This window comes from Maridesulfovibrio ferrireducens, from assembly GCF_900101105.1.
GTDB classification, from domain to species: Bacteria; Desulfobacterota; Desulfovibrionia; order Desulfovibrionales; family Desulfovibrionaceae; genus Maridesulfovibrio; species Maridesulfovibrio ferrireducens.
In genome coordinates, this window is record NZ_FNGA01000002.1 from 179,559 (window position 1) to 199,761 (window position 20,203).

Below are 20,203 nucleotides of genomic sequence, written 5' to 3' on the forward strand. Positions count from 1 at the left end.
GTTTGCCGAATCAACCATATCCAAAAACAGCGATCCGCTGTTTCACGACTTTTTAAGGAACAAAAAACCACTCTGCGTTTTTGTTCATAAAGCGATAATCTCTAATATGCTTTCTTGTCAATAATGAACCCAAAAAATACGCATAAAAATTAGAACTATTTAACTTCAAGCAGTTGTTCAAGATGTGTTTTAGCATACTCAAGCCCTGGTTCAAGCTCAAGAGCTGTTCTTAAATATTCAATAGCTTCTTCGGTATCCCCCATAAACTTATGACATAACCCCAAATTGGCTAGGTCAGAAGCCGAACCGCTATCGATAGCCAAAGCTGATTTAAAATCTTCAGCTGCAAGTGAATATTCTCCGGCTTTAAAATATGCAACTCCACGAAGATTGAAGTACTCTTTAGCCTCAGCATCAAGCTCAACAGCCCGATCAAGATAAGGGAGCACCTCGGACCATCTTTCTTCTAAAGACATGGCATAGGCAGTATAAAACGCCGACAGAGCCTTCTCTTCATTGGCAGGTTGAACCTCGGTCGCCAGCATAAACATATCAGCTGCTCTTGATGTATCACCACCGCGAAGAGCCAGCATCCCTTCAAAGAAAGGAATGAAATAATCATCTTCATAAATATCTGAAATAACATCCAGACCGGCACCCGCAAGATCTATAGCGACTTTTTCGGACAGAATACGGCCCACAAAAAGCCCAAGACTTGCATACGGAGTGCGTTCCCTGAAATGGAAACCGGGAACAAAATTATAGTTCGCAGACACACCTAAGTCAGGATGAGTGGTATCAACTGTGTACAGAGTATACCCACGCTCATTCAGCCCTGCAGCAAACTGCATCAGTTCTTCGTAGATGTCAGCATGCTTTACGGACGGAAGACTGTCTAAAGCGACACGACAGCCTCTGGCAAGCCATTCAGCCTGTTCCAGATCAGTAAATTTAGGAAGCCCTGAAGCTTCATAGACTCGCCCTGTTTCAAAGTCCCCGGCAAGCTGGGCGACCTCAGTAAAAGCTCTGATTGCAGCCTTTGACGGACAGGAAGATGTTCCCGCTGTGAAAACAATCTCACTCATTCCGGGAAAAGTTGACGGATCCCAAGCAGTGACAGCAACCGTGGGCAGCGGCATTCCTAGAGAAAAGTCGTTTATGATATATTTAATTCCGTTGTCTTCAAAACACTTGCAAAGCTTTGCCAGAACAGCATCACCACATGAGGCAGGATCGATACATGGAACTTCACCCCTGTCACGATCAATAACCGCGCAAACATGCCTTTCAACAAGCTCGCTGCCACCTTGAAGGACAGATTCTTCCGGGGTATTTCCAGCCGAAGACCCATTAAATTCATTTAATATTTTAAACCAGTCCAGAGGAACATATTCAGTCTCTCCGGTCAGCACATTAAGCGCCGGATGAAAATGCCAGCGTACTAAATCCAGAATAACACGGGCTTTAGCCGGTTCCATTTCTTCGTCAACGGATTGAAGGATCTTTTCAATGGAAATAACTTTTCCGGGCCAAAGCTCTTCGGCTTCACTATATGTTGCAAGAGTAAAGTTTTCGGAATTTCTCCAGAAACTGAAAAAGCTGAATCTTTCAACAAGCTCCATCAATGCTGAGGCTTCTGCCTGCGCAACGGAAGCACCTTTTCCCATCTGTTTACGTGTAGGCATAATATCACGTGCAGCAGGACCGCATTCGCTTATAAAAACGGGAATTCCGAGTCGTCCGGTGTCGATCTTACGAGTACATCCGAGCACCCCTTCACAATTCTTTTCCAGCAACTTCTTTACGCGGGAAACGGTTTCTTCAGGTGAAACAGCTTTATCCTGATCAGTCGTATAAACTTTAAGACAAGATTTAAGTTTAATCATTTTAAAGTGCTCCCATTCTTACAAGAGAAATAAGGGTTTTACCTTCAGTTTCATTTCCGGCAAAAGGAACTTCCTGCCGCATGAGGCGATAATTTTTTTTGGCTTCTTCAAAAAAGAGTCGGCCGGAGCGCTTCTTATCCATCGCAAGAAGAGTTTCCGAGCCACCATCTTTACTGAGGTGCTTCTTTATAAAAAGATAAAAAGGAATTTGAATATTTTCTTGATAAAGAACTTCGCTACCAATTATATAATTGAATTTTTCATTCATTTCGTCGCTGCAAAAATCTATTTTTTTAACTGAAATTTTATCATCCAGATTATTGCGCACAGCATTCAGACGACAAAAAAGCAAAGCATCGTCGTCAATGTCAGACAATACGACATTATACCCTCTGCTGGCGGCTAAAAGTCCGCAAATGCCGCCACCAGCTCCGACCTCAAGAAAAGTAGCATTTTCAACAGGCTTAAATTTAAGGAGATAAACTCCAATAATCATAGAGGAAGGCCAAATTTTAGCCCACAATGGCAACTCTATTTTTTTACCGCCTCTGATCTTATCAATTAAACTATCTAAATAAGCGGGCATATCGACAACTTGAGCAATCTCGAGTTCTTTCCCACCAATTTTAACAGACTCAAATTTTATTGCACCAAATTTATTACGGGCAGCCGCAAGTAGCTCATCAAATGAAGCCTCGGGCTTTAAAGCTATATTATTCAAGGATTTCCTCCTATGAAAGTTCGATTCTATTCTTTTGTTCACCAAAAAACAGACAAACAAATTCATTCCATTTTGGTATGAATAAGGTCTCTCTATGCCGAAAAGGAGTAATCATTAACACTCATACGGTCAACACCCTGCTTACCAATGAGCAAAAAAAGGAAACTTATATATTATGAATAGACATAAAAAAAGGGTCGATCATTGCTGATCGACCCTGAGCTCTCCTGGAGCGGGAAACGAGATTTGAACTCGCGACTTCAACCTTGGCAAGGTTGCACTCTACCACTGAGTTATTCCCGCGGATTGGAGGCGACATCCGGATTTGAACCGGAGAATGGAGGTTTTGCAGACCTCTGCCTTACCGCTTGGCTATGTCGCCTTATAAAAAAAATGGAGCGGGAAACGAGATTTGAACTCGCGACTTCAACCTTGGCAAGGTTACACTCTACCGCTGAGTTATTCCCGCTCACGAAAAGCGAAACAGAAGTTAACCTTTCGGCTAATACCTGTCAACAACTTTTTTCTTTTTTTATAATATTCTCTTTAAGTTAAAACTGCTTAGCCATGTTCAATGCAGTTTAAAACTTAAATCAAAAAAAAATTTCAATGAACTAATTGCGTCAACCGAGAACAGCTTTTAGGACGGCCTCAAAGTTTTGTCAACCGATTTAGATTTTTAATTTATTTATATTTTTAATAACATTTACCCCGGTTTCACTTTACTTTCACGTCGTCTTTGGGATAAGACCTTTCATCTTTAAAAAGCTTAGCGTTGTCGAGGTAATTACTTAAATTAAACTTCTCCAAATGGGAGGTTAATGATATGGACCAGAAAGAATTAGCATTTTTCCGCGATGCCCTGAATCAAAATCTTGATGAGATTCTACAAAAAGGACAGGAAACTATTGAAGACATGACAGAGTCCGGTGAAACTTACGCCGACCCTGCCGATCGTGCTACAGCTGAATCCGACAGAGCTTTTACTTTGCGACTAAGAGACAGAGAACGTAAATTGATCAAAAAAATTCAAAAAGCGATCAAGCGCATCGACGACGGCGACTTCGGTTTCTGTGTTGCTTGCGGAGATGACATATCAATTGCTCGCCTTAAAGCACGACCTGTAACAACCCTTTGCATTGCATGCAAAAGCAGACAGGAAGAGGAAGAACAAAATCGGGGAGAGTAATCTCCCGGAATACATCTAATGGACGCGCACTTCTTTCATGCCCTTGTACTCGAACTTGAGATAAATCTTAATGGGCGAAGGGTTGAAAAAATATTTGCTCCCGCAGACGGAGTATGGACACTTGCGCTCCAATCTACGGGTGGAAAAGAATTCTTATTATTCAGGCCCGCCAAATCGGTGGGCCTTTTTTTTCTTTCAAAGGTAAAACCGCTTAACCCGGCAAACCCCACCGCCACTGTAATGTGGCTTCGAAAAAGACTTTCAGGACGAAGGATTTTTGAAGCCCACCACGACTGGACCAACCTGCGTGTCGCATTTTCCCTTTCTCCGGGAAGAGAACCCGGCAAATACAGGTTCCTTTTATTTGATATGAAAAAGGGAATATCCCTGATTCACGAATTACCCCAAGACTTCGGCCTTCCTGTCTTTTGGCCTTCTTATGCTGACATTCAGGACACTGCAGAAATCTGGAAAGAATTCCCGCATATTTCGCCCCCTCTTCGCAAGACACTTAAAAAGCTCACACCTCCAGAAGCTCAAAAACTGCTTGATACGCTGAAAAACGGTGCGGCTAATACTTTTTACCTTTCAACTGACGGTAAAAACGAATTATCCCCTCCACGCCTCTGGCCGGACGAAAACTCAAATCAGCAAATATTTTCATCAGCAATCGAAGCCTCTTCAGTATATGGAGAAAAAGTTTTATTCCCCACAATGGAACGGCTCGAAAACTCTGAAGATAAAAATGCTCTTAAGTCCGGTAAAAAGAAATTCAAAAAAATAATGAGTAGAATTGAAGAAGAAGAGGAAAGGCTCCGCAAACTTTTAAGCAGAAAAATCGAAGCAGAAGCTCTTCAAGCTGAGATGTATCGCCTTAAACCGCTAAGAGAACTTGATAAGGTTACTGTCACACATCCTGAGCACGGAAAAATGGTCGTGAAGCTCGATCCTACTCTGACTCCGGCAGAAAACATGACTAAAATTTTCAAGCTTTCAGCCAAGGCTCAAAGGGGCCTCAAACATATGGAGCGGCGGAGAGGTGAAGTTGAAAATCAGCAGGAAGAATTCCTTCACGCCAATTTAATGCCACCGTCAAGCAAAGACAGGCAAAAAACTAGCCTTGAAATTCCTAAAAAATATAAAGATATCGCTGTTGCTCTCTTTGTTTCCTCAGATGGATTTCTCATGATCCGGGGTAAAAACAGCAAAGCAAACCATGACCTGCTCAGCAAGGCGGCATCTGTTTTCGACTACTGGTTTCATGTAGAAGGCGGGCCTGGTTCACATGTTATATTAAAAAGAGATCATCCCGGCCAGGAAATACCGGAAACAACATTCAAAGAAGCCGCAACGCTTGCAGCGCTTAAAAGTTACCGATGTGATGACTCAAAAGCGGATGTAATGTGCGCGCTGGTTAAAGATGTTCGTAAAAGAAAAGGCGCTGCTCCGGGACAGGTCGTAGTCGACAATGTAAGCCGAACTCTGCACGTAAAAGTAGACCATTCGCTTGAAGAGTCTCTGGCTAAAAAATAACCGCAATTTAAAAAACTATATTTAATTCAAACTAAGCCAGCTTAGAAACAGAAGCCTGGTCAAGCATTGTAAGAACCATATTCTGTTCCTTCGTCAACCGCTTGGCTACACTCTCCTGCACAGCCCCAGTGGATGAAGCAAACTGCTCCTTACGCTCACCATATATCTCTTTGACTAGATTAGCTGGAAAGCCTTTTTCTGTTGCCTGCGAAGACAGCTTATCGAGTGCCCGTGAAATCAAATTTGATGCCCCTGTAGCCCCGTGCTGAACAGACGTACTCCAGAGCACTTCACGAAGCGGACCCGGCAAATTATTAATATCAATTCCAGTCTGTGCAAAAATCTTTTTCGCTGCTGGATCATAATGACTGTTGCGTATAAAATCATGCTGCAATTTCTCAAAACCGGCTGAATCTTCTGCTGCTATTTTACGCCATTCATCGGGCATATGACCATTTTTAGACCCAGTATTAGCAGGCCCGGATTGCTCCAATCTTTCCGCAACATGCGGAGCTTTATCCTTCAGAAATTCGATAAATTTGTCCATTGTCCCGGTATTAGATGCAATTTGATATTTTCCGTATGAGGTTCCGCCCACACGATCATATCCAATGGCAGACACACCTTTGGAACCTGATTCAAATTTTGCGGATAAATCTCCGACAACATCCGGCATTGACATATTTTTGACGGAAGTCACATCAAACTGATTAGAAATATTGCTGTATGGATTGTTGGTAAAAGGTGATGAACCTCTACCATCATTTTTCTGTAAACCTTTAATCGAGTTCAAGGCTGTCAAAGCTTCAAGCATCAAGGCGTTATTCATAACCCCCATATCCATCCCCTGTGCGGAATAACCTTCGTCATCCCGCCCTTCAGAGAACATACGCCCTGCCATTTCCATTTCCATATCAAAAGATCCGGCTTTATTTTTTAAAGCTGCAAGATTAGGTGTACCAACCCCCGCAGCGGTTCCTGAGGAATTCCCCAGCACCTTCATTACCGTTGCGATATTATCATTAATATTGGTCATGGTTATTCCCTCTGTCAAAAAAATATTATTTCAACAATGGGATTGCACCAAGTATACCAACATTGAAAACAGTTTAAATTCCTTACTTTCCCTTACCTTTTTTATCTTTGCCTTTCTTGTCTTCACCTTTTTTATCTTCACCGGAAGCGAACAACTCACGTTTCCGCTTTTCAAAAACAACGGCGGCTTTAAAAGCTGATATTGCTAACGCCAATATGCTCAAAATAAGGATCATTCCTTTCTGAAATTCCCACTTCTGACGAATAATCATATCAATTAGGAAGTTCGATTGAACATTGGTCGAATAATAAATAAGCAAAGGAATACAAAGCAATGCCAGACCTAAAAAAACAACTTCAAGCCATATGAAATTCCTGCCAAGCAGCATGATGAAAAGAGTTGAATCCCGCACAACTCGCAGAGTAACCAATCTGTTTTTTAGTTTTTTAAGTCTATCTTCAATCTGGAGAAGATATTTCTGGGTTTTTCTGAAAGTTTCGGCCACATTTAAATGCTGTGACTTGATCCAATAAATCTTTGTAGCGCAATAATTAAAATCCGCATTAAATTCCGTAAGCAATTTAGGGAACGGAAACCATGACGCTTCTCCGCGAATTTCTTTAAGATGCTCCCTGAAAAAATCAACCTTCTTATTAATAACTTTAATTTCGTACTCAACCCTTTTTTCAATTTCACCGGTAAGAGTCTCAACACCGGAGATAAGATGCCTAAAAGCTACATAATTTTTAATTTTAGCAAGCCGCCCCATTCTCTCCATAAACTTTTCGGCATCCTCAGCAAACTCATGACCTTCCTCAAACCATTGGGATATGTCAGAGGTAAGAGAATCAATCCCGGAGGCAACTTTTTTTGCCTCGGCCTCGGCTGTTTCCCATAATTCTCCAAGAGATTGCAGAATAATGAGCCTACCCCGATCAAGCTCAGGATCAATCACTATTCTATTAAAATAATTAGGATCTTTCGAAATAACATCTGTAAAATAGCTAACAGCCTGCTCTGAAAAACCCATTTTTACCATACAGACTGCTCTGCGATATTGAGGCTCCAGCCAGTTAGGACAAATACCGAAAGCTTTTTTATAAGATGTGCTTGCAGCCCCGAATTCACCGGAAACTTCTTGTAATCGTGCCTGTAAATATATGAAATAAGCTTGCTGCAAAGGAGAAAAGCTTAACCTTTCAGCTTCCTGCCAATAAAACTCTGCCTGCTCAGGCTCATTCATTTCCAGCTGAATAAAACCCATTAAAGCTCGGGGTTGATAACCGCGACTGAATCTGATCATGGCATTTTTTACCAGAATTTCAGCATCATTTAAGTCTTCGCTGACTAATGATTCAAAAGCTGACCAGATCAATTCCCCTTCTTCCGGGCCTTGCTCAGTTATCCCGTTAGGCCATTCTTTTCCCCGGGAACGCCAGACCAAATATAATGTACGTAACTGAGAGACGGAATTGATGGAAAAAAGAGCCTTAGCGATTATATTTTCATAACTGCTCCCGCCTTGTAGAATTTTTTTAAATTCTGCAACAACATCTTCTTTCCCCTGCATACCGACATCAATATTCTGAAAACCTTCCGTAAATTTTTCACTGTCTATTGCTGCAAGCTGCTTCCAAACATTTGGATCGACTCCTTGCAATGTTCTACTCGGACACTCGGATGGAATATGATTTTTCATCCCGCAATAAAAACAATCGTCATGTTCACCGATAGAGACTCTCCGGGAGATAGTCACTTCAATAGAGTCTGATCCACTATCTTCAACACCTTTTTTAAGGCTTACATGACACCATCCTTCCAAACTTTCCTGCTCACTTCCGAATCTTACTTCATTAACAGCAAAATCCTTCCCAAGAAGGTAAGCATCCCGATATCTTAAATGTGGACAATCAGGAGTAAGCTTATCCCAGTCCAGATTAACCTTACGTACAACTTCTTCATTAAAACTCATCCCTTTCTGAGGAACAAGAGCCATAACAGATGGCCAGTAACTGATGTCCTCTCCTTCCTGATTTCTTACTCTATTTATAAGAACCAAAAGATCTTTCAGAAAAGTTCTAAGCAAAGACAAAGACTTAATAGGAAGTATGACCCGCACTTCAGAAGTAATGTATTGAATTCCGAGTCGTTGTAACAACACCTGTATTTCAGATAAAAACGATCTCCATCCTTTGATAAAAGCCTTATCCGAAGGATTTCCCACAGGAATTAAAATAAAATACCAACTCTGAAGAGACTCATACCCAAGCCCTTGATCAGGTATTAATTTAAGCCAGCCCGACTTTGATAGACCACTTGGAGATCTTTCCTCTTCAAGGTTTAAACCGGAAATAGTCTTAACTTCTACACTTAACTGTGGATGAATCAATACTTCAAACTCAGTAGGCAGTGCAGTCTCTTGATTCGTAAATTCATCCGAAACATTCAATGAAAGATTTAAATTGTAATCTACAAGCAAAGTGGTCGGCATTAACTGGGTAAAGACAGGCATTGGATTAAGTTTTGACCATATCTGCAAACGCGCCAGCACCCGGAATACGTCATCACTGAAAAAGAACCAGAAAGCCTGATTTGTTCCTTCTTTCATGAGCATTCCACCAAAATCACTCATACTGCGCGAAACAGAGTCGTCGAGAGTACCTCCCCACACCATCCATACGCCGTAACCGCGATTAACCATGCGAGAATGGCTGACAACGGGAAGATTTTCAAATAAGCTGGCAATCTGATACAAAACAATAACTCCTTACTCACCGGAGAGATTATGGACATTTCGAAAAAAATTTCTGAACTTAAACAAGACCCCGAATTTGCTAAAAACGTTGGAATGATTCTGGTTCACAACGGAATTGTCCGCGGCTGGTCCCGCGGTTCACACGAGAAAGTTTCCGGAATCGAAATCAAAGCTGACCATGAAAAAATTGAACAGCTCCGCGCTGAATACGAAAAATCACCGGGTATCTATAAAATTGTTGTCGAAGCACATGAAGGAACATTTAAACCCGGCGATGATGTTCTTTTCCTTATCGTTGCCGGTGATATTCGCGAAAATGTTAAAGCCTGCCTTGCAACAATGCTCGACAGAGTAAAATCCGAAGCTTTCACCAAAAAAGAAATAATGGCCTAAACTGATTGTTCAAAAGAGATCCAATAACTTGTGTTTTGCAAAGCAAAAACGGGTCTCTTTTGGGCAATCTTACTTTAAACAGATATTATTTGATCAGGAAGAATATCTGCAGGACTTACACTCTGCCCTTCTAAAACATTTTTTACCATTTGTTCAACCTTTTCAGCCTGCTCCAACTTTCCGCGCTTCCTGCATCCGCCCACAAAGTAACTGACTTTGCGCTGCAATTCTACTTTAGCAAGTTCAAGCTCGTCCAGACTCAACTCATTGCTGTGCAGCAATTTTATAATAGAATAAATTCTGTATAAATCAAAACAGCCAACACTGTTCGTGAGTTGATCGGGGCGCCCTCCGTACTTAATGGTCAACCGATCTTCCAACAGACCGACCGGAAATTTAAACCCGGACCTGATCCAGAGATCATAATCTTCACAGGCCGGCATATTCTCATCAAACGGGCCGACGCTATCCCAAAACTTCTTGCTGAACATAGCACATGACGGGCTGATTAAACACGTTTCAAGAGACTTATCAAAAAACATGCCTTCAGGTTTCGCATACTTTTTGCTCTGATTTACCCGCTTTTCATTGCGCACCCAAATTTCATTAGTCTGACTTATATCTAATTCTTCAGACTTCATAAATGCAAGCTGCATTTCAAGTTTTTTAGGCAACCACTCATCGTCAGAATCAAGCAAAGCTATATACTTTCCTTTTGATTCCTTTATAGCAAAATTACGTGCTGCGGAAACGCCTCTATTCTCTTGAAACAAGACTTTCATCCGCACATCAGTAAACTCTGTAAGCATCTGCACTGTATCATCTGTCGAACCGTCATTCACTATCAAACACTCAAAATCAGTAAAGCTCTGTACTAAAGCGGAACGAAGAGCACGGCAAAGTAGCTCCGACCTATTGTAAGTTGGTATAATAACAGAAATTTCAGGAAACGACTTATTTTTATCAACCGACATTCACATACCTTTTTTTAAAAAAATCTTTATAATTCAAATTGTCAGGTGTACATACTATTAAGAAACGATATAAGACCTGTGACGGATATAGTTCGATAAACATTATTAACGGGTAATAAATTGCCTATAATATTGCTTATCGACCCTTTTTACTTGACTCTTTAGTTAACGGATTGTCATTTACTTTCATGCGAATTTTTCAAGTCATAAACGTTCGATGGTTCAACGCAACCTCATGGTACGCCCTATACCTCAGTAAACTACTGCAGGACGCCGGGCACGATGTTCTTGTCATCACCGTTCCTGATACAGAAACGGAAGAGAAAGCTCTCGAAATGGGACTTAATGTTGAAACAATTGATTTGAATTCAACGCACCCTATAAAATTTGTCAAAGCATGTGCAAGGGTTCTTTCTCTCGTTCGCAAACATAAACCTGATATAGTAAACTGCCACAGAGGAGAAGCTTTCTTCTGGTGGGGATTTCTCAGGAAAGCAGGTCTTGGCTTTAAGCTCGTAAGAACCCGCGGAGACCAGCGTCTTCCACGAAACGATATACTTAACCGCTATCTGCATTCAAATATTGCCGACGCGGTTGTCGTAACAAACAAACGCATGGCTGAACATTTTCTAAAAAAAATGGAATTAGCCGAAAACAGTCTCTGGCTCATACATGGCGGGGTCGATACTGATAAATTTAAGTTCAATCAACAAGGAAGAAGTGAAATCCGCAAAAAGTACGGATTCACTGAGGATCAAATTGTTGTCGGCCTTCTTGGCAGATTCGACAGAGTAAAAGGTCAGCATGAACTCATAAAAGCGATTGCAAAAGTTCGCCAAAACTCTGAGAACGACAATATAAAATTATTCCTGATGGGCTTTCCGACTGCCACGAGCAGACACGAAATAGACTCATGGTTAAATGAAAATAACATTGCCGACATTACTGAAATAAGCGGGAAGTGTGAGAACATTTCAGCCTGTATTTCAGCGATTGATATTGGTGTGATTGCTTCACTCTGGTCCGAAACCATCGCAAGGGCAGCTCTTGAAATTATGGCTTGCCAACGCCCGCTAATATCTACCTCAGTCGGAGTAATGCCGGACCTGCTTCCCGAAGAAGCACTGGTTGAACCACAAGATGTTTCCGCCATGGCGCTTAAACTGGAAGAAGTGATCAGCAGTCCTGAAATGAAAAAAGGATTACTTGAAACTCACGCTAAAACAATGTCGCAGCTTTCAGGATCTGACTTTTTAAAGCGCACTCTGACTCTTTATCAGGGAACACTTACAAAGAACTCTTAGCTCATTTTAAAATAAGAATACTTACTCAGGGCCGAAAGTTGACCGAATGCTATCTAGTTGCACAGCAACTTCATAAATTGTGCGGGCATATACCATTGAATGATTATAGCGATAGATAACTTTCAGCTTTTTCTTTTTGCTGAGCGAGCTTTTCCAGCCATGCCTTTTCAAAAAATTTGCCATGCTTTCAAGGGCGTCGTCCTTACTGAACAAATCTACCCGGCCGTCCATATCCCCGTCAACAGCATAACTGATTGCAGTCGTCGGCATGAACTGACAGATACCGAAAGCCCCGTATGGTGACCCCGGTATTTCCGATGGATTGAGAGAATTAGTGGAAGAAAATTTTAAAAGAGCTGACAGTTCTTTATAAGCCCAGTCGGCCTTCTGCTTAGTTCTTTTTTTAAGCCATACCATATCCTCAGGAGCAAGATCAGTATGCCCCAGTTCATCAAAAAACTTCATAGGATCTGGACTGGCAGCCATGTTGGCAAGGTTGCTAAAAGCAGGCGAATTGCCGAGGGTATGTCCAAGTTTTGTTTCAACCAGCAGCAATGCGACTAAAACAGAGGGAGACACCCCATACTTTTTATCTATTCTGGTAAGAATTTCAAAATTTTCACGCAGATATGAATATGCTCCGGCGAGAAGAATCGGCCCCACATATCTATCGTCATATTCTTTTTCACGGGCTATTTTTTTAGCCGGTGGCTCGAATCTGCGATGAAGCAGAACTTTCATCTTTCTTGTCATCATACCAGAATCATATTTCATTGTTCCGGCAGAAAAAACCGTGTCTATATATTCTCTGTTAAACCCGTCATTGACCAGCCTATCCTTTAATGGCGCCCAAGCATCATGATCTGCCGAGCTTGAAGCAAGACTGCAAACTACACTGCAAATCATGAACAAAAAACAAAGAACAAAAATGATCATCGGCTTTTTAAGCTTTAAAGTCATAAATCCTCATTATAATCTGTTCATCGAAACATTAGCCATTTGTTCTTCGAAGTCATCATCAATAAACTTCGCATATTCCGCAACACTATACCTTTTGCCGCAAGACCTGCAACATAAAGAAACTCCGGTTCAACCCCGACTCGTATATAGTTCTCCGCCGCAATCTTTACAAATCATCCCTGACTTAGCAGTATTATTAATACTTCCCAAGTCTGATGAAAGTCTTCTCCCCCCGCCCATGGCGCCCCCTTAATAAAAAAAGCCGGATTCCATAACGGAAGCCGGCTTTAGAATAACATGTTTTTTTCTTAATTAGTTGTAAGCGAAGGATTCTTAGTTCCCATTGCAACAAACAACCTTGCGAGTGCAACCTGATAGTCAGCCAGAGCTTCAATAAGCTGTGCTTCACTGGCACTGAGTCTGGACTGAGCGTTCAGAACTTCGTTGTTTGTGCTGACCTGAGCCTGATAACGGGCCATAGCCATTCTATAACCTTCACGACCGGCTTCAACAGATTTACGACCAACACCGATTCTGTCAGCCGAGGCTTTCAGACTCAAAAGCTGATCTTTGATTTCGTAGGAAGCTTCAAGTCTTGTATTGTCATACTCAGCCTTAATCTTGTCTACATTATCACTAGCTCTCTGCACATCGTAGTAGGTTGCGCCCCAGTTAAAGAAATCCCAATTAACATTGGCGCCGACGTCCCAAGAATCAGAACGGTTTTTATAATTATATCTATTCTTACTTACGGAAGGATCTCCGCCAGCGCTGTTGTAATTGAAATCCGCAGTAAGTTTAGGATAAAAAGAACTTTCGGAAATAGTAACATCTTCTTCTGAAATCTTAATCGCCTTCATAGCAATTCGCAGATCAGGACGATCCTTGTCGGCTTTAACAATACACTGGTCCAGAGTCATCGAAAAAGGCAAATAGGTAAGTTCTCCAGAATAATTAACTTTTTTCTCAAGTGGAAGATTAAGCAACGTATTCAACCTTGCAACCCTTGAAGCAACGGAGTTCGAAGCCTTAAGCATATCCTGCTCAGCTGTGGCAAGTTCAACTTCAGCCTGCAAAACGTCAACCCTAGGTCTTAGTCCCACCTGATAAAAAGCCTGAATAACATCAAGCTGAGATTTAAGTCGTGCAACAGAATCCTGATTACTTTTTACTTCCATCCGTCCTTGCAACAATGTCAAAAATGCTTCCTGAATATTTCTAATCAGAATCAATTCTGCATTATAAAGGCTGGCATCGCTCTGTTCTCTTTGAAGCTTCGTTTTCTGGAACTTCGAAAGCAATTCAAATCCCATGAAAATCGGCTGACTGACATTAATGCCAAGTCCCCATTTATCCTGGTAATCTGTCGGCATATCTCCGGATCTTGGCTGATCACCTGAGTGAGTATATCCGTATTTCAACTTCATTCCTGCCCCGAACTGACCGCGCTGAGATTCAACACTGCTTTCGGAGGCCATGAGCTGCTTGCGCGCTGCGATAATAGTCGGGTTCCGCTTAAGACCCATATTAACGCATTCTTCCAAAGTAAGAGTTAAATCAGCAGTTTCCTCTTCCTTGCTAACAGCCTGCGGAACTTGTTCTGTAGCCTGTTCCATGGAAACGGGAGCTTTAGCTTCCCCGAGTTGACCTTCACCTTGAAGCTGCTGAGCAAAAGAAGCTGTAGCCGCCGCAAGTAAAAAGATTAACGTAAACAAAAGAAAAATGTTGCGTTTCATTCTATCCGTCCTGAGCAATGCGTGTTATTTTTATTTAAAAGACTAAAAAACAAAATCAAACTTTATATAGAGGTTCCTGCCAAGGGAATCAAGAAACATTTTGTAATTAAACACTACGCAATATTTGCGCAATCAGAGATATCACCCTGCAACTTATCAATTGCGTGTTTAAGGGCTGGGATAACGGCCTCCAAGCTCTCTTTAACAGCCTTAGGGCTACCCGGCACATTTATTATAATGGAGTCCCCAAGCGTACCTGCAACCCCTCTGGAAATCATGGAGTGCGGTGTTTTAGTAAGACCGGTTGCAGTTATGGCTCTCTCGAAACCGGGCAATCTCTTTTCAATGACTGCAAGAGTTGCTTCAGGAGAAATATCCCGAGGTCCGACACCTGTCCCCCCCGTAGTGATGATAAGATCAAACCTGCTTGTGTACGCCAGATGCATAAGAAGTGATTTTAAATCTCCATACTCATCCGGAATAAGAAATCCGTGCACAGCAGATACCGGCAAAGAATCACTGATAATTTCTGCGATCAGCGGTCCGCCCTTATCTTCTCTTTGTCCCGCAGCCCCTTTGTCGCTAAGAGTCACATAGGCAACAGAATAACCTATCTTCTCAATTTTTAAATTTAGATTTCCTGTATCAGGAAGAACGTCAAGAACTTCGGCAACCCATGTCTTGGCTCCCGGTACTTGGTCCGCCCATGAAACGGAAATAATCCTGAGCAAATCGCACCCTTCGCTGACCAGTTTCATCCCTGCCCGCAATTTTCGAGCTTCATTTGAAACTTTTATAAAGGGACATCCCTGTGGAAAATTATCACCGCTGCCTAAATAAATACGGCTGCCGACACTCACATTCCCGGCAGAAGAAAAGTCACATTTTACCATAACCATACTCCTTTTAAATACTGCTTTTTATCAGGCCAGCAAGACCGCTAAAATACCGGTAATAAAAATTCCGTCAAAAGTTCCAGCTCCGCCAATTGAGACAACAGGAGCATCAAGAACTTTTCTAGTTGCAGGAGTTGCTAAATGAAGCAGATCCGCTCCGATCAAAGTTCCCAGACTACCGGCAACGTAGGCTGCAACAGGAGCAACATCTCCCGGAACAAAAATAAGAGCTGCCAGAGCCGTTATTATAGGGGGAATGAGAACCGGAATACCAATCCCTACTCCCGGAACAGGGCGCGCTAAAGCATAAGTAGCCGCACTTACGATTATAATACAGAGAAGAATAGGAAGATTAAACCCGAAACGGGCCAGCAACGTAAGTGACAACAGTACCGGTATTACACATCCGCCAAGATTGACTGCCACGGTTTGGTGAACCAGCGACTTCCCTTGTAGAGGCTCCTCAACAGGAGCTTGCGGATTCAATATTCTAAATTTTCTGACAAATACATCAGGGACCAATCTTTCAGATCGAAAAACAGGGATATTCACTCCACTGCCAAGCAAGGTGGCAATCAAAAGAGTAAACCCTTGCCCCGGTGTAAGTCCTAATTTTGAAAAGGCGACTGTTATAAGGCCAACCTGTACAAATATAAACAAAAAGAATATGAGAATAAAAAAAAGAGCGCCTAAAAACATCACTGTAGGTAGAGAAAATAAAGGACCGCGCATCTTGATAAAAACTCCTTTGTTGCAAAGACTGATTGAAATGCGTTATTTAAAGCTATTGAAGCAGACACTTCAAGATATTATTGATAAATTAAGTAAGTTTCGTTCAAAAAAGATCAGGAGGGTTTCAGTATTATGAAAGGTATTATCCTAGCGGGCGGCTCAGGTACACGGCTTTATCCTTTGACCCGCGTAGTAAGCAAACAGCTCCTGCCTGTTTATGACAAACCCATGATCTACTACCCGCTGTCTATACATATGATGTCGGGAATACGAGACATTCTTATAATTTCCACCCCAGAAGATCTACATAGATTTGAAGATCTACTCGGCAACGGGTCTAGACTTGGTATCAACATATCTTACAAAGTCCAACCAAAACCGGAAGGTCTTGCTCAAGCATTCATAATCGGTGAAGAATTTATAGGGAAAGACAGCGTAAGCCTGATACTTGGAGACAATATCTTCTACGGGCACGACCTCCCGCATATACTGCAAAAAGCGTCGAAATTAAAAAAAGGCGGAACTATCTTTGCTTATGCGGTAAAAGATCCGAGACGCTACGGTGTCGTCGAATTTGATAAGAAGCAATCTGTAATCAGTATTGAAGAAAAACCGGAAAACCCTAAATCAAAATTTGCGGTTACCGGACTTTATTTCTATGACAACTCCGTCATTGAAATTGCTAAAAAGATAGCCCCCTCACATCGCGGAGAACTTGAAATAACAGATATTAATAAAGAATATTTGAAACAAGATCTGCTTAATGTTGAACTGCTTGGACGCGGTTACGCATGGCTGGACATGGGAACGCACGCGTCTCTGCTTAGAGCCGCAGCATACGTTGAAGCAATTCAGGAAAGACAAGGATTTCTTTTAGCCTGCCTAGAAGAAATCGCTTTCGGAATGGGATACATTGGAGCCGAAGAACTTAAAGCTCTGGCCGCAGATATGCTGAAAAATGATTACGGAAAATACCTTATGGATGTATATAATGAAGCTAAGGAGAAAGGCATTGCGTAACTTTTTTATAATATTAATTTTAGCATCAATTATTTGCATTCCTATTTCTGCAAAATGCAACGATTCAGGTACATCACAAAAAACCAACCTGACTCAATACTTCAGAAATTTGTCCGAAGTAGAGGCTGCATTGAAAAAAATCGGCGCAAATCTCGACAAGATAGCCGGATCAGACGCTCAGCCCGACCGTGCGTACGCACTGCAGGATTTAGCAAATTTGTGCCAAACAAGCCGAATACAAGTTCATAGTCTGAACTCGCTTTATTCTGTTGTAAATATTGTTAAGCGTGAAAAAGAATTTCAAAGCAAAGAAACAACCGTTCTGAAAGAAAAAAGCGGATATGCATATAACGATTTTCTACGCAGGAAAAATTTCGTTCATGATATAATCGTTAAAGCGAATGATCAAAAACTGAAAGACCTAGCTTATATACTCGAGGCACAATTAAACATCGTTTTAAAACAATTAAAACTGATTAAAAAAGAACTAAAATAAAAAAAGGCGCGATAAACGCGCCTTTTTTTATGAAAAAATAAAGAAAAACAAAGTTCTTCTTTGAAATTTATTTTCTAGTGATGACTCTCATTTTTACCCTGTTCGATTCTATAAAAAGCCATAACAAGAATCCAAGCAAAATAGACAAAGATAAGAGAAACGCCAACAAAGCCAGCTGTACTGCTATGCCCCATATTACTAATCAATTCACCAACCATTGCATGTACCTCCAATTATTAAGCCCAATTAATGACAAAAAAATGTTAGATATTCATCACTGCTATTTATTATAATGTCAAGATCTAGTTTCAGTATAATTATTGACAAACGACAACATACATATAAAATAACTTTAAAATAACCAATTGGTTAATTAGTATTTTTCAAAATACGATAAATTGCTACTATTTATTCAAGTTTTTCTACTGCAGAGGATCCAATGGCAAGCGAAGACAATGAATCCGGAATCGTGGACCGACTAAAGGACAAACTTAACAGAATGCTCGGAAGAAAAGAATCCGAACCATTCGACATTTCCTTTAAAGGTAAAACAGATTCGCCAAGTGCGCGTGCGGCTTTCAGAATACATGTAAATAACATGCAAATAGTCTGTCGCGATCCGAGAGTTAAATGCCGCATCAATGATATCAGTGCAAACGGCATCGGATTTACCAGCTCAAAAGAATTTCCAGTCGGAGAAATAATCGAATCAGTTTTGCTGTGGTCTGGAAAACCTATTCTTAAAGATTTAAAATTAAAAGTTGTCAGACGTAAAGAAAAGCTTGTCGGTTGTGAATTTCACGAATTAGACAAAAATCAAGATAAAGTTGTCAGTAAAATTGTTGTTGCAGCTCAAAAAAGAGCCATTAAATGCACAAAATTGGGCAAAAAAACTGATGATGAAACAGAAAATGAAATCATAAAAGTTGCCAAAAATCAGGCAAAACGCGGATCAAAAAAGACACCTACCAAAAAAATTGAACTTTAATACTTTTTTGTTTTATATGACGAAAAAGAACTATCATTTCAATAGTTGAACAAATCAAAAGGACTTTTTTATGCGCATGGTTATTCTTGATGGATATACGGTCAATCCCGGAGATAATCCTTGGTCTGAGCTGGAAAAACTTGGTGAACTATCCGTATATGATCGCACACCGCAATCAAAAATCCTCGAGCGGTGCATGGATGCGGAAATAATCTTCACCAACAAAAACATCCTCACTGAACAAATAATCAATTCTCTGCCTAACTTAAAATTCATATCAGTTCTGGCCACCGGATATAATACTATAGACATCTCAGCCGCTACTAAAAATGAAATCATTGTTTCAAATGTTCCGGGCTATTCGCCACCGTCAGTAGCACAACATGTTTTCGCTCTCTTGCTAAACTTTTCCAATCAGGTGAGCCTGCACGACAAAGCGGTTAAAAACGGCGAATGGTCTTCTCAGGAAGATTTTTGCTTCTGGAAAGCCCCCTTGTTCGAACTTCAGGGGAAAAAGCTGGGAGTAGTAGGATTCGGTGATATAGGAAGTAAAGTAGCGGCTCTCGCGAATGCATTCGGCATGGAAGTGATTGCCTATGCTCCGCGCCCTAAACAAAAGCCAGACTATTTACCGTTTAAATTTTCAGGGCTTGAAGAACTCATGCGTGAGTCCGATGTAATATCACTTCATTGTCCACTTACAGTTGAAAATGAAAAATTCATCAATCGTTCAATCCTGCAATCAATGAAAAAAAATGCGATTCTCATCAATACAGCTCGTGGACAGCTTATAAATGAGGAAGATCTTGCCGAAGCCTTGAAGACTGGAACCATAGGCGGCGCGGCTCTTGATGTTGTGGATAAAGAACCAATACAGCCGAACAATCCATTGCTTGACGCACCGAACATCATCATAACACCCCACATTGCGTGGGCTACGCTCGAAGCGCGCACCAGACTGACAAAAAGCACAGTCAAAAACGTGGAATCCTTTATTAAAGGAAACCCCGTTAACGTAGTAAACAATTTTTAATTCAATACTACTGATCTTCTGTGAATTTTTGAATAGCGCTGATTAAATCAGCTTTTCTAACGGGTTTGGTCATAAAATAATCACATCCGACATCATATGCCTTATCCCGGTTTTCGCACAAAGCATGTGCTGTAACGGCAATAATCGGAGTGCTTGCAAGGCCATTATCATTTTCATAATGACGAATGCTGGTAGTTGCTTGATATCCGTCGGTAAAAGGCATTTCGATATCCATAAGAACCAAGTCGTAACGATTCTTTTTATACATCTCAAAAGCCATTTCACCATTCTCCGCAACATCAATCGAATATGGAAATTTCTTAAGATATAATTGGACTAACAATACATTGTTTTCACAGTCTTCCGCTAACAAAATTTTTAAAACTTTGCCTGATACACTTTTACTGTCGTAAGCTGTGATATTATTTTGATCTGCAGAAAGCATTAATATACCTTTTTAAACGTCAAAAAACAGACAAACTATCCAGAAGTCTGTTCCTCCCATATACCCCGGAGGAATAGATATACCACGTTTACAATATCCACAACCT

General features: G+C 41.1%; 20 protein-coding genes and 3 tRNA genes. 8 read left to right on the forward strand and 15 right to left on the reverse strand.

Annotation, left to right across the window (positions count from 1 at the left end; all coding sequences use genetic code 11):
- Positions 1-155: 155 nt before the first annotated feature.
- The 5 genes from BLT41_RS05605 to BLT41_RS05625 all read right to left on the reverse strand — a co-directional run bounded on the left by BLT41_RS05605 (position 156) and on the right by BLT41_RS05625 (position 3,076).
- Entirely contained in the window at positions 156-1,886 is a 1,731-nt protein-coding gene (locus BLT41_RS05605) for a YcaO-like family protein (RefSeq protein ID WP_092159176.1), read from the reverse strand.
- Position 1,887: 1 nt separating this feature from the next.
- Complete coding sequence (locus BLT41_RS05610; protein ID WP_092159178.1) at positions 1,888-2,607, reverse strand: class I SAM-dependent methyltransferase; 720 nt, start codon at positions 2,605-2,607, stop codon at positions 1,888-1,890.
- 228 nt (positions 2,608-2,835) lie between these two features.
- Positions 2,836-2,910 (reverse strand) — tRNA-Gly (locus tag BLT41_RS05615).
- Positions 2,911-2,914: 4 nt separating this feature from the next.
- A tRNA-Cys gene (locus BLT41_RS05620) sits at positions 2,915-2,989 on the reverse strand.
- Between the two features lie 12 nt (positions 2,990-3,001).
- A tRNA-Gly gene (locus tag BLT41_RS05625) sits at positions 3,002-3,076 on the reverse strand.
- Positions 3,077-3,433: 357 nt separating this feature from the next.
- Between BLT41_RS05625 and dksA the strand changes: the two genes are divergently transcribed.
- Both dksA and BLT41_RS05635 read left to right on the forward strand, forming a co-directional pair.
- Positions 3,434-3,796 carry an RNA polymerase-binding protein DksA gene (gene dksA, locus BLT41_RS05630; RefSeq protein ID WP_092159180.1) on the forward strand — a complete coding sequence of 121 codons (363 nt, stop codon included), beginning with the start codon at positions 3,434-3,436 and terminating at the stop codon, positions 3,794-3,796.
- An 18-nt stretch (positions 3,797-3,814) separates the two neighbouring features.
- Positions 3,815-5,329 carry an NFACT RNA binding domain-containing protein gene (locus tag BLT41_RS05635; RefSeq protein ID WP_092159182.1) on the forward strand — a complete coding sequence of 505 codons (1,515 nt, stop codon included), beginning with the start codon at positions 3,815-3,817 and terminating at the stop codon, positions 5,327-5,329.
- A gap of 31 nt (positions 5,330-5,360) precedes the next feature.
- Here BLT41_RS05635 and BLT41_RS05640 read toward each other — a convergent pair whose 3' ends face one another.
- Together BLT41_RS05640 and BLT41_RS05645 are read right to left on the reverse strand one after the other, a co-directional pair.
- A complete protein-coding gene (locus BLT41_RS05640; RefSeq protein ID WP_092159184.1) occupies positions 5,361-6,365 on the reverse strand; it encodes a VgrG-related protein in 1,005 nt (334 codons plus the stop codon).
- 82 nt (positions 6,366-6,447) lie between these two features.
- A complete protein-coding gene (locus BLT41_RS05645; RefSeq protein WP_092159186.1) occupies positions 6,448-9,120 on the reverse strand; it encodes a tetratricopeptide repeat protein in 2,673 nt (890 codons plus the stop codon).
- 30 nt (positions 9,121-9,150) lie between these two features.
- Here BLT41_RS05645 and BLT41_RS05650 point away from each other — a divergent pair, with 30 nt between their 5' ends.
- Positions 9,151-9,513, forward strand: a complete 363-nt coding sequence (locus BLT41_RS05650; protein ID WP_092159188.1) for a molybdenum cofactor biosynthesis protein MoaE — start codon at positions 9,151-9,153, stop codon at positions 9,511-9,513.
- A gap of 74 nt (positions 9,514-9,587) precedes the next feature.
- Here BLT41_RS05650 and BLT41_RS05655 read toward each other — a convergent pair whose 3' ends face one another.
- Positions 9,588-10,487, reverse strand: a complete 900-nt coding sequence (locus tag BLT41_RS05655; RefSeq protein WP_092159190.1) for a glycosyltransferase family 2 protein — start codon at positions 10,485-10,487, stop codon at positions 9,588-9,590.
- A 188-nt stretch (positions 10,488-10,675) separates the two neighbouring features.
- On the opposite strand from BLT41_RS05655, the gene BLT41_RS05660 reads away from it, so the two are divergent.
- Positions 10,676-11,791, forward strand: coding sequence for a glycosyltransferase (locus BLT41_RS05660; RefSeq protein WP_092159192.1), 1,116 nt, complete (start codon positions 10,676-10,678; stop codon positions 11,789-11,791).
- Between the two features lie 21 nt (positions 11,792-11,812).
- Here the strand turns inward: BLT41_RS05660 and BLT41_RS05665 are convergent, their stop codons facing one another.
- The 5 genes from BLT41_RS05665 to BLT41_RS05680 all read right to left on the reverse strand — a co-directional run bounded on the left by BLT41_RS05665 (position 11,813) and on the right by BLT41_RS05680 (position 16,115).
- Positions 11,813-12,751, reverse strand: coding sequence for a lytic murein transglycosylase (locus BLT41_RS05665; protein WP_170830312.1), 939 nt, complete (start codon positions 12,749-12,751; stop codon positions 11,813-11,815).
- Between the two features lie 9 nt (positions 12,752-12,760).
- Positions 12,761-12,991, reverse strand: a complete 231-nt coding sequence (locus BLT41_RS17750) for a dual CXXC motif small (seleno)protein (protein ID WP_263008862.1) — start codon at positions 12,989-12,991, stop codon at positions 12,761-12,763.
- A gap of 68 nt (positions 12,992-13,059) precedes the next feature.
- The gene (locus tag BLT41_RS05670; RefSeq protein ID WP_092159194.1) at positions 13,060-14,487 is read right to left on the reverse strand and encodes a TolC family protein; all 1,428 of its coding nucleotides are present in this window, start codon (positions 14,485-14,487) and stop codon (positions 13,060-13,062) included.
- A 113-nt stretch (positions 14,488-14,600) separates the two neighbouring features.
- On the reverse strand, positions 14,601-15,380 hold the full coding sequence (locus BLT41_RS05675) for a MogA/MoaB family molybdenum cofactor biosynthesis protein (protein ID WP_092159196.1): 780 nt from the start codon (positions 15,378-15,380) through the stop codon (positions 14,601-14,603).
- Between the two features lie 30 nt (positions 15,381-15,410).
- The gene (locus BLT41_RS05680) at positions 15,411-16,115 is read right to left on the reverse strand and encodes a DUF1614 domain-containing protein (protein ID WP_092159198.1); all 705 of its coding nucleotides are present in this window, start codon (positions 16,113-16,115) and stop codon (positions 15,411-15,413) included.
- A 132-nt stretch (positions 16,116-16,247) separates the two neighbouring features.
- Here BLT41_RS05680 and rfbA point away from each other — a divergent pair, with 132 nt between their 5' ends.
- Entirely contained in the window at positions 16,248-17,135 is an 888-nt protein-coding gene (gene rfbA, locus BLT41_RS05685) for a glucose-1-phosphate thymidylyltransferase RfbA (RefSeq protein WP_092159200.1), read from the forward strand.
- A complete protein-coding gene (locus tag BLT41_RS05690; RefSeq protein WP_139167332.1) occupies positions 17,098-17,631 on the forward strand; it encodes a hypothetical protein in 534 nt (177 codons plus the stop codon). Before rfbA ends, BLT41_RS05690 begins: the two co-directional genes overlap by 38 nt.
- Before the next feature lie 74 nt (positions 17,632-17,705).
- Here the strand turns inward: BLT41_RS05690 and BLT41_RS17415 are convergent, their stop codons facing one another.
- Positions 17,706-17,849, reverse strand: a complete 144-nt coding sequence (locus BLT41_RS17415; RefSeq protein WP_170830313.1) for a hypothetical protein — start codon at positions 17,847-17,849, stop codon at positions 17,706-17,708.
- Between the two features lie 221 nt (positions 17,850-18,070).
- Here BLT41_RS17415 and BLT41_RS05695 point away from each other — a divergent pair, with 221 nt between their 5' ends.
- Together BLT41_RS05695 and BLT41_RS05700 are read left to right on the forward strand one after the other, a co-directional pair.
- Complete coding sequence (locus BLT41_RS05695; protein WP_092159204.1) at positions 18,071-18,619, forward strand: PilZ domain-containing protein; 549 nt, start codon at positions 18,071-18,073, stop codon at positions 18,617-18,619.
- Positions 18,620-18,689: 70 nt separating this feature from the next.
- Positions 18,690-19,652: a D-2-hydroxyacid dehydrogenase gene (locus BLT41_RS05700; protein ID WP_092159206.1), complete on the forward strand. Its 963-nt coding sequence runs from the start codon at positions 18,690-18,692 to the stop codon at positions 19,650-19,652.
- A 7-nt stretch (positions 19,653-19,659) separates the two neighbouring features.
- On the opposite strand, the gene BLT41_RS05705 is transcribed toward BLT41_RS05700, so the two are convergent.
- Positions 19,660-20,097: a response regulator gene (locus BLT41_RS05705; protein WP_092159208.1), complete on the reverse strand. Its 438-nt coding sequence runs from the start codon at positions 20,095-20,097 to the stop codon at positions 19,660-19,662.
- Positions 20,098-20,203: the final 106 nt, after the last annotated feature.